Here is a 9,483-nt window from a genome sequence, read left to right on the forward strand (position 1 = left end):
TCTGATGAAGAGAAAAATATGATACCAATGTTAGACCTGAAAAAGGAATTCCTTGAAATACAGGATGAGGTCATAGGGACAGTTACGGAAATTCTCAAAAGCACCCGCTACGTATTAGGCCCTCATGTTGAAGAGTTTGAAAAGCAATTCAGCCAATTTTTATCCGCTGTGGATGTAAACGATTTACACTCACTGGGGGTGGCCTCAGGCACAGGTGCGCTGTTTTTGAGCCTGGCTGCACTTGGTATAAAAGCAGGCGATGAGGTTATAACAACACCGTTTACTTTTTTTGCCACGGTTGAGAGCATACTCTACATGGGAGCTAAACCCGTGTTTGTTGATATAGATGATAAGACACTAAATATAGATGTTAATAAAATTGAAGACAAAATCACTAAGAAAACCCGCGCCATTTTGCCAGTTCATTTGTTTGGATTGCCGTGCAACATGGACAGAGTCATGGATATTGCCAATAGCCATAATCTTCATGTGATAGAGGACTGCGCTCAATCAACCGGAGCACAGATAAACGGCAGAAGAACCGGTACCTTTGGTGATACCGGATGCTTTAGTTTTTATCCGAGCAAAAACCTAGGCTGCTACGGTGACGGCGGAGCTGTAGTGACAAAAAGTGATACAATTTATGAAAGAATCCGAACTTTAAGAAATCACGGCTCTCGCGGTAATTATGTACATCATGAGGTCGGGTTTAACAGCAGACTGGACGAAATTCAGGCTGGGGTGCTTCTTATAAAACTCAGGAGACTCGACGAAAAAAACAGAATGCGGCGTGAAAATGCCAATCTCTACAATTCGTTCCTTAAAGATGTGGTAAGATGTCCAGCGGAGCCAGATGGCTACGTTCACAGCTACCACCAATATACAATACGCTCTGCGCACAGGGATAAGATAAAAGAGACGCTTTCAAATGAGGGAATATCCTCGGTAGTGTATTACCCATCTCCAATGCACCTTCAAGAGGCGTTAAAAGGACAGGGGATGAAACGGGGGGATTTGCCAGTTTCTGAACAGGCGGCCTCTGAAGTTCTGTCTCTTCCCGTCTATCCTGAGATGCCACAGGAAAGCATAAGAAAAGTAGCCGATATAATCCGATCATGCCTTTCAGGGTGATGATTATAGCCGGAGAGTCCTCTGGTGAGCTTTACGGCGCACTTTTAGCAAAGAAACTTAGGGAAAAATGGCCGAATTTATTTCTTTTAGGCGTGGGCGGCAAGAAAATGGAAACCGAGGGAGTTGAGCTTGTAGCCGGAATAACTGGAGCATTTGGTATATTTGGAGCGATTTCCTCAGTAAAAACACTCTTTGGCACATACAGAAAGCTGATAAAGATTTTTAAAACAAAGCGAGTAGATGTTTTAGTTTTGATAGATTTCCCCGATTTTAATCTTTTTGTAGCAAAGGCAGCTAAAAAGTACGGCATAAAGGTGCTTTACTATGTAAGCCCTCAGGTGTGGGCATGGCGAACCGGGCGCATCAAAAAGATAGCCGAGCGTTCCCACATAATAGCGGCAATATTGCCGTTTGAGCCGGAAATGTATGAAAAAGCCGGGACAGACTGTGAGTTTGTAGGGCATCCGGCTATGGAGGAACTGTCTCAGCATGTATCTGATACCGAATCGTTAAAAGCAGAGTTTTCCATAAACCCCGATGCCCCTGTGCTTGGAATTTTCCCGGGCAGCAGACACGGGGAACTTAAGCGCCATTTACCGGTAATCGTTGACACAATTAAGACCATAAAGGCCGTTCATCCTGAGTTTCAATTTGTAATAGCAGTGGCTCCCAATCTGCAAACAGAAAAGTATAAGGCGCAATTTGACGCTCTTAACGCACACGGAGTTAAGTTTGTTGCCGAAAGATCACTGGATGTTCTTGCCATAAGTGACGTGGCCCTTATGAAATCCGGCACGGCAGCGTTTCAGGCAGCCCTTATGGGGGTGCCTCTTGTAGTGTTTTATAAGATGCCTGCCATTGAATTTCGTATAGCAAAGCTGATTATAGACGTTAGCCACATAAACCTTGCAAATCTCATCATGGAGCGCGAGGTGGTGAAAGAATTAATTCAGGAAGATGCCACCTCAGCCCGCATCTCAGCAGAGATTGTGAGTCTTTATGAGGATAGTGCAAAACGTAAGACGATGACAGATGACTTTAAAAGACTCCGGGCTTTGTTTGAATCCAAAAACCCAACCGACGAGGTTGTAAAAATCATCGCCAATCTGACAGGCGATTAGTAGAGAGTATATTAAGGGATGGCGCTGCCCTCCCTTAAACCCTCCCGCAAGGAGGCTAGCCTCCTTGACCTCAGGTTTTGGGGTTAGCGATTGGGTGGTTTAGTTTCATGTTTTGTTGGTTTGCTTGTTGGTAGAGAATTTTTTAACCGGCGTTCCACCGCTTAAAAAGTTTCAATGAGAGCTTCGCCCTCAAACAGACGAAAAGATTAAAAGATTTATAAATATCCTACGACACATCTATACCGATGTTCACTTACTTCGGAGAAGAATATGGATAACGATATTTAGTTCTTAGTTTTTCATCCAATGAGCAATTTTTCATTTGCCCAATATCACACGCAGGAAAGCCAGGACACCTGATTTCAATGGGAACTCTGCATGTATCCTGACCATAGGTTTCTGTCATAAAACTTTTCTGGCTTATCACTACAATTGCAAACTCAAATTTTTCATTTGTTTTCGGACAACTAACTATTTCGTATTTAGTTTCCTTTCTTTGCCCTGTTGCCACTTTGCGTTCCTCCTTTTTTTTGATTGCTTTTGATGTCTCCGCTAAGTCCAATTATGGCTGGATATAGATATTATTTGGTTAAATATACAGCAATGGCAGTTGTTCTCGGAACCCAAACCTTACCACCATTGGTTGCTTTTATAAATATAGCATCTTCTTTAATCCCACCTGAAAACTGATGGTTAGGTTCAATGTCTTCAATTTTGCCTAAATATGAATTATCAACTTTTAAATACAATTCAGTGCCAATCCTAATATTCCCTACTAACGATTTATAACCTACCGGCAGATTGTTTTCAGTTTCTTTATCCTTCACTTCTTGGTTGTTTGGTTTATATAGAGTATTCCTTAAATCTATTCTGTCTTTATCTGTATAATCATTCCATTGTTTTGCGGGTGAAAAAGATTGAGATTGTTTTTCGGATTTTTGCTGTTCATTAAACCCAACAAAACTGGCAATAATTATAGGCAATATTAGCACTCCGGCACCTATTAATAATAATTTATTTTTTATCTTTTTAGATGGCGATAGGATTATTTTCAAATCCTGAGATATATTATCATCATTTGGAATATCGCTTATATATGGTGTTACTTGCCTTTGCTTTTTAATAGTTCTATCAGAACCACAGATTGTGCATCGTTTTGGATAAAATGGCATAATAAACAACCATAATCCGAGAGTTGATCCACAAGCAATAAGAGTGGCGATTCCAAATGACCTCTTAAACCCTGTTGGCCTATCACATAGAGAGCAGTGTTTTATAACCATATATACCTCCGGTTACAAAACATATTACAAGAATGACATTCCCAAGCCATCGTTCTATACCTCCCAAGTTTTTATTTTAAAAACTTAATCAGCGCAACTATAATTCCTATCTGGCTTGCCCAGAAAATAAACATCCACTTAAGGAGTTCAGCCTTTGTTTCTGCAAGCTCAGCCTTTGTTGCAAATCTTTTTTCCATATCAATTAATAAATCTTTTAAATCAGTCTTTGTAACCAATTCTTTGGTTAGTTCCTCCTTTATAGCCTCCTTTGTCATAGACGATAGTTCAGAGGACTCCCTAACCACTTCTGCAATTTCCTTAGCCGCTTTGTCGCTAAGGTCAGCACCCTTAAGCCGTTCATATATCTTTAATGTGTCTATTGTTGTTGCCATGCCCTTTTCTACCTCCCCCGCCATTAATATTGATTCCTTTAACTAAGCCTGCTTCAGTTCCACGTGTTATTCCAAGTATAACAACTGCGTATTATCTGCGTCAAATTTACATTTTTGTCTAGTTTTTAATGAGATAATTCATCAGCTTGTTTTTCCAACTAAAAAAGTATTACAATTATTTAATGTAAGGGATTCAAATTATGTAAGGAGACTGATTTGCTAACAGCGGTAAAAATCACATCTAAGGGACAGATCACAATACCAAAGAGAATCAGGGACATACTGGATACTGATATTGTGGAGTTTGAGGTAAAGGACAACCTGGTTGTGCTAAAACCTGTTAGAAGCGTTGGCGGATCACTAAGCAAATACTCAGTAGGACGTAAAACTTTTAGTGAGATTAGAGATATTGCATGGGATGCAGCAGTAAATGACAAATTTAAAAAATGATATTACCCGATACTAACACAATCGTCAGATATATTTTAAAAGACGTTTCCGACTTGTATGCAAAAGCGGAGGAACTATTTGAAAAAGTTAGAATTGGAGAAGAAAATATTATCGTTTTGGAGAGTGTTTTGACAGAATGTGTTTATGTCCTTGTAAAGTTTTATAAAGTGCCGCGTAAAGATGTATCATTTGTGCTACAGGGTTTTCTCAGCTATAGAGGGGTTAAAAATGCTGACAGGGACGAACTGATTGAATCACTTCGTATGTATTCAGTGTCAAATCTTGATATCGTAGATTGTATCCTGTGCGCTAAATCAAGATGCTATAAAATGACTCTGTTTTCCTTTGATAATGACCTTAAAAACTGTAATTGAGACTTTGCGGCAACTGTCACCGGCTAAAATCAAAAAAAAATAGAAAGGAACTGTCATTCTTATGATGTTTATATACAGGCTGTTGTATTTTGCGGCATTTTTACTTTTGCTTCCGTATCAGTATCTTAAGAGAGCATCCGGCTTGCGGACAAAGTGGTTTATGGAACGAACCGGAAAGTATCAATTTGTTTTAAAAAAGCCGGGCAGCAGTTATAAAACCAAAAGCGATATTTCTGTGATAGATACTGAGGGTAAGGCAGTGGTGTGGATTCATGCAGTGTCAGTGGGAGAGACGATATCGGCAGTACCGCTTATAAAAAAAATTACAGAAGAGATAACCCCACACGTTGTACTTTCAACTGTGACGGATACGGGGCAGAGGACGGCAAAAGAGAGGCTCAGGGGTGTTGGAAACATAGTGTATATGCCGTTTGACACTCCGGCCTGCGTTAAACGGGCAATTGAGGCAATAAGTCCTGATTTGTTTATCGTAATGGAGACAGAGCTTTGGCCAGAGGTGTTTCATCAGATGTCAGAGCGCGGGATTCCTGTAATGCTACTTAACGGCAGAATTTCTGATAAATCATTCCGGGGATATATGAAAATCCGTTTTTTCATGAAGGAACTTTTCTCCAAAATTGCCTTCTTTGGAATGCAAAGTGAAATTTATAGCGAACGCGTGGTAAAACTCGGAGCAAAGCGTGAAATAGTTCATACGTTTGGAAATTTTAAGTTTGATGTGATGCCGCCAAAAGAAATCCCTGACTGGGCAACGGAAATGAAAAGACCGCTTATAGTTATGGGAAGTACGCATGAGGGTGAGGAAATACTGATGCTCTCCTGTTACAAGAAATTAAAAACCGAGTTTTCCTCACTGTCTTTAATAATAGCTCCGCGCCATCCTGAGCGTTTTAAAGATGTGGAGAGGATTTTAATATCTCAACACACCGGGTATCAGAGGCGGACACAATTAACAGACACACCGCCTGACATTGTCTTGGTGGATACGATAGGAGAGCTTTCCTCGCTTTACGGGGCAGCAGACATTGCAATAATGGGAGGAAGTTTCGTACCAAAAGGAGGACATAATCTTTTGGAACCTGCTTTTTGGGAAAAACCAATAGTTACCGGTCCGTTTATGGATAACTTTCCAATGGCGGAGGATTTTTTTGAGACAGGAGCCGCAATACAAGCAGACAGCTCTGACTTATATGACACTTTGCTTGAACTTCTGAAAAATCCAGGGAGAACAACTGAGATGGGCAGAAAAGCCGGAGAACTGTTCAGAAAAAACGCAGGCTCTATAGATTTGGCTGTTACGGAGATAAAATCTATGTTAAGAAATAAGGATTAATCAACCACATATAACAGTTAGACTAATACCATGTTGCGCTCAAGAGAGGAGATTGCCACACCCCCTTCGGGGGTTCGCAATGACGGCGTGGGCTGTTCATGGGCGCCATTATCCGTCATTACGAGGAGCGTAGCGACGTAGTAATCTCCTCTTTATATTATAGTTTAGATTGCAACTCGGTATAAAACATATCATCTTTGCAAGGAATTCTTTTGTAACTCAGCCGGAACAAACCACTTTGGCTGATTATAGCCGATCCCTATAGTGGTGGGAACTATGCCTTTAAAACGGCTGCTTATTACAACAAGAGAATCTGGCACGTATAAAAACACGTAGGGCACATCCTCGGCTAATATTTCGTGCAGTCTGTGATAAGCGCGCTTGCGTTTTTCCATATCAAAAGTGCGTCTGCCCTCTTCTAAAAGAGCATCAATCTCAGGGTTATTGTAGCCGATAAAGTTAAATTCCTTCTCCTTTGTTTTACTTGAATGCCAGATGTCGTATTGGTCGGCATCAAGCCCTATTGACCAGCCAAGCACTACCGCTTCAAAACGCCTTTTATCCACAAATTCGTTTATAAACGTACTCCATTCAAGCGCCCGAATATGAACCTTAATCCCAACCTGCTTCAGCCGGTATTGAATTATTGTTGCGGTTTTTGTCCTAAGTGTGTTTCCCATATTGGTGATTATCGTAAATTCAAAACGGTTACCATCTTTTTTAAGCACTCCGTCACTGTCCTTTTTCGTCCATCCGGCCTCTTTAAGCAGTGCTTTTGCCTTTATAGGGTTAAACTCGTATTTTCTGACATTTGGATTATACGGCCATGTGTTTGGCACATAGGGGCCGGTTGAGGTTGTGCCAAGTCCAAACAGGACGGCATCCACGATTTCCTCTTTATCAATGGCATGGGCTATGGCCTGTCGCACGCGTTTGTCCTTAAAGAACGGATGCTTCAGGTTAAATCCCAGAAATGTATAGTTAAATGCCGGATACCGGAATTTTTGGAATCTCTCCTTAAAGAGCTCCGTGTCGGTTTGCCTTTGATATTGAATCGGAGTAAGCCCCATAAAATCAATACTGCCTGTCTTTAGTTCTAAAAACATTGTTGACTGGTCGGGGATTATCCTGTAAACGTATCTGTCTATGTAGGGTCTGCCATCAAAGTAGCCATGATTTGATTTTAACTCAACCCGCTCACCAGCTATCCACTTATCCAATATGTAGGGGCCCATTCCAACAGGCGCTCTGCCAAATGGATCCTTTACTATGTCCTTACCTTTGAGCAAATGCTCTGGTAACACAACAAGAGAGCCCCAACTGCTTAGAGCAGGCGCAAACGGCTTTTCATAAGTCACTCTAAACGTGTATTTATCCAGCACCTCAGCTTTCCTGACCTGCAGAAAATCCTCTTTGTAGGCCGTAGGTGTTTTTTCGTCAATGATGGTCTTATATCCAAACATTACATCATTAGCAGTGAATTCCACCCCGTCTGTCCATCTGACTCCCTTTCTAAGATGAAACGTTATCACAAGGCCGTCCGGAGAAATATCCCAGCTTTCAGCCAAATCTCCGGTTAACTGCAAATCCGGGGCGTACTTGACAAGCCCGTTAAATACAAGCCCCGCCACGGCATGAGATGCGCTGTCACCTGCAAGCATGGGGATTAAAATGCTCGGCTCCCCTATTACGCCCTCAACTATTGTATCGCCATAGGCAGGTTTAAAAACCTTAGTACCATTATCCGCCTGAGCGCTTACCGGCTCGGCATAACCAGTAATAACAAGCGTGTATATGATGAAAATTAGTAAGAGTTTTTTCATATGGCTATTTTACACTTTTTTGTATAGTTAAGATAATGGAATTATTCATTTGATAAAGTAAAAATAAGGGAAAGGGCGCTGCCCTTTCCCTTAGACCCTATCCTGCAAGGAGGCCAGCGGATATTTCTTTACTACTGTGTGGGTTCGGTATTCTTACTTTTTGTGAACCTTTTATCATAAATTGATGCTTAGCACCGGAAAATGGACAGTCATAACCAAACTCTTTAAATTTTCTTATTAATTCACTTCTTGAAATAGCGGGAGACATTCAGATTGCTACTTTTTCCTTTATCCGTTGTTGGTTAATTCAAAATCTTGCTCACAATCCTAAACACCCTGGTTTAAAAACACATGAGTTCGCATCGCTTAAATTCAGTACTGCAGGTTACTCAAATATATCACAGATGTTAACTTGAAGCCCTTCTATGACTTTGGACTTAACGAAACCCTCAAGAGCTGCAAAGGAATGCAGCTTGTACTTATCACCTCACAAACCATATCAGGTACTCCTCTTATCCAGTCCTGAAAGATACTCATGTTCTCTTTTCTGATAAACAAGATATCGGGTTGCAATCTGTTAATCCCCTCTTCAAATATTACGTCAAGCGGAGACAAATATATCTCTCCCAAACTCTTCAATTTAATATATTGGCGTATAATGTCTTGCAGTATGCCAACAATCCTCTGATGTATTCCAAATGGGCTAGGCCCCATGCTCTCCTCTCCGTTAATAACTTCAGTTAAATCTAAATCTCTTTCTATAGCCCTAACGTTCATGATATAACATAGTGCCAAATCAACGGTTTTGTCAATAACGAGAAGAGCTTGGTATATCTGAAGGCTACTGTAAGTTAAACTGCGGCAGCTACTGATTTTTAAACAAAACCAACATTTGCCGCAGTTTATTATTTACCTATACAGCCTCGACAGCCTTGACCTCTGGAATATCAGCCTTTAGCTTAGCCTCTATCCCGCCTTTTAAAGTCATCATAGACATTGGGCAACTGCCGCATGCCCCTACAAGTTTAACCTTCACAATCCCATCGCTTGTCACATCAATAAGCTGCACATCGCCTCCGTCTCTGTTTAACATCGGCCTAATCGCATTCAGCGTATTTTCTACCTGTGTTTTGTCTAACATCTCAAACCCTCCTCATACTCTTTATTTATAAGAGTTGCCTCTTTTCAGTGCCCTCTATGCAAATCAAGGATACACCTATATATTATAATAGATAAAGCCGGAAAAAATCTAAAATGACAGAAATCATAAAAAAAAGCAAAAAATATCAAAAGTAAATAATAAAAATAAAATCTTATTTGCTTTAATAATAGCATGGTAGCGACATTGCCCGTTGTAGTATATGACATGTTTGAAAAACAACTTGAGACCGTTGCGAAATCCTCAGAACTGAGAAGGAGTATTTTCCAAGAGAGTGTTCAAAAAACTGTGTCATGAAGTCTAATTAGAGAGCATTTTTTGGAAAGTATATTTTCAGAAACTGCCTAACTGAATTATATTATCAGTTATAACAAAAAGGAGGCATGACACAATGAG

At 40.6% G+C, this 9,483-nt stretch carries 11 protein-coding genes; 5 read left to right on the forward strand and 6 right to left on the reverse strand.

The features are described 5' to 3' along the window. The first annotated feature begins 18 nt into the window (after positions 1-18). Entirely contained in the window at positions 19-1,131 is a 1,113-nt protein-coding gene (locus HQK88_07960) for a DegT/DnrJ/EryC1/StrS family aminotransferase (GenBank protein MBF0616736.1), read from the forward strand. Next, positions 1,131-2,252, forward strand: a complete 1,122-nt coding sequence (gene lpxB, locus HQK88_07965) for a lipid-A-disaccharide synthase (protein ID MBF0616737.1) — start codon at positions 1,131-1,133, stop codon at positions 2,250-2,252. The genes HQK88_07960 and lpxB overlap by 1 nt, the downstream gene beginning before the upstream one ends. 253 nt (positions 2,253-2,505) lie before the next feature. On the opposite strand, the gene HQK88_07970 is transcribed toward lpxB, so the two are convergent. The 3 genes from HQK88_07970 to HQK88_07980 form a co-directional block, all read right to left on the reverse strand. Continuing rightward, positions 2,506-2,763 carry a hypothetical protein gene (locus tag HQK88_07970; protein ID MBF0616738.1) on the reverse strand — a complete coding sequence of 86 codons (258 nt, stop codon included), beginning with the start codon at positions 2,761-2,763 and terminating at the stop codon, positions 2,506-2,508. A gap of 70 nt (positions 2,764-2,833) precedes the next feature. After that, complete coding sequence (locus HQK88_07975; protein ID MBF0616739.1) at positions 2,834-3,535, reverse strand: hypothetical protein; 702 nt, start codon at positions 3,533-3,535, stop codon at positions 2,834-2,836. Positions 3,536-3,606: 71 nt separating this feature from the next. Then, positions 3,607-3,927 (reverse strand): hypothetical protein, encoded by a 321-nt coding sequence (locus HQK88_07980; GenBank protein MBF0616740.1) that lies wholly within the window; start codon positions 3,925-3,927, stop codon positions 3,607-3,609. Positions 3,928-4,143: 216 nt separating this feature from the next. Between HQK88_07980 and HQK88_07985 the strand changes: the two genes are divergently transcribed. From HQK88_07985 to HQK88_07995, 3 genes are all read left to right on the forward strand, one after another. Beyond that, entirely contained in the window at positions 4,144-4,377 is a 234-nt protein-coding gene (locus HQK88_07985; protein MBF0616741.1) for an AbrB/MazE/SpoVT family DNA-binding domain-containing protein, read from the forward strand. After that, the gene (locus HQK88_07990) at positions 4,374-4,751 is read left to right on the forward strand and encodes a PIN domain-containing protein (GenBank protein MBF0616742.1); all 378 of its coding nucleotides are present in this window, start codon (positions 4,374-4,376) and stop codon (positions 4,749-4,751) included. Before HQK88_07985 ends, HQK88_07990 begins: the two co-directional genes overlap by 4 nt. 61 nt (positions 4,752-4,812) lie before the next feature. Continuing rightward, positions 4,813-6,105 (forward strand): 3-deoxy-D-manno-octulosonic acid transferase, encoded by a 1,293-nt coding sequence (locus HQK88_07995; protein ID MBF0616743.1) that lies wholly within the window; start codon positions 4,813-4,815, stop codon positions 6,103-6,105. 191 nt (positions 6,106-6,296) lie between these two features. On the opposite strand, the gene HQK88_08000 is transcribed toward HQK88_07995, so the two are convergent. From HQK88_08000 to HQK88_08010, 3 genes are all read right to left on the reverse strand, one after another. Then, positions 6,297-7,928: a peptide-binding protein gene (locus HQK88_08000; GenBank protein ID MBF0616744.1), complete on the reverse strand. Its 1,632-nt coding sequence runs from the start codon at positions 7,926-7,928 to the stop codon at positions 6,297-6,299. 423 nt (positions 7,929-8,351) lie between these two features. Beyond that, positions 8,352-8,705: a Uma2 family endonuclease gene (locus HQK88_08005; GenBank protein ID MBF0616745.1), complete on the reverse strand. Its 354-nt coding sequence runs from the start codon at positions 8,703-8,705 to the stop codon at positions 8,352-8,354. A 136-nt stretch (positions 8,706-8,841) separates the two neighbouring features. Next, positions 8,842-9,069, reverse strand: coding sequence for a NifU family protein (locus HQK88_08010; GenBank protein ID MBF0616746.1), 228 nt, complete (start codon positions 9,067-9,069; stop codon positions 8,842-8,844). Between the last annotated feature and the right edge of the window lie 414 nt (positions 9,070-9,483).

This window comes from Nitrospirota bacterium, assembly GCA_015233895.1.
Taxonomy (GTDB): domain Bacteria; phylum Nitrospirota; class Thermodesulfovibrionia; order Thermodesulfovibrionales; family Magnetobacteriaceae; genus Magnetomonas.

Coding starts and splice junctions, on each gene's coding strand:
- HQK88_07960 (MBF0616736.1), top strand. CDS start 19: ATGATACCAATGTTAGACCTGAAAAAGGAATTCCTTGAAATACAGGAT.
- lpxB (MBF0616737.1), top strand. CDS start 1,131: ATGATTATAGCCGGAGAGTCCTCTGGTGAGCTTTACGGCGCACTTTTA.
- HQK88_07975 (MBF0616739.1), bottom strand. CDS start 3,535: ATGGTTATAAAACACTGCTCTCTATGTGATAGGCCAACAGGGTTTAAG.
- HQK88_07980 (MBF0616740.1), bottom strand. CDS start 3,927: ATGGCAACAACAATAGACACATTAAAGATATATGAACGGCTTAAGGGT.
- HQK88_07990 (MBF0616742.1), top strand. CDS start 4,374: ATGATATTACCCGATACTAACACAATCGTCAGATATATTTTAAAAGAC.
- HQK88_07995 (MBF0616743.1), top strand. CDS start 4,813: ATGATGTTTATATACAGGCTGTTGTATTTTGCGGCATTTTTACTTTTG.
- HQK88_08000 (MBF0616744.1), bottom strand. CDS start 7,928: ATGAAAAAACTCTTACTAATTTTCATCATATACACGCTTGTTATTACT.
- HQK88_08005 (MBF0616745.1), bottom strand. CDS start 8,705: ATGAACGTTAGGGCTATAGAAAGAGATTTAGATTTAACTGAAGTTATT.
- HQK88_08010 (MBF0616746.1), bottom strand. CDS start 9,069: ATGTTAGACAAAACACAGGTAGAAAATACGCTGAATGCGATTAGGCCG.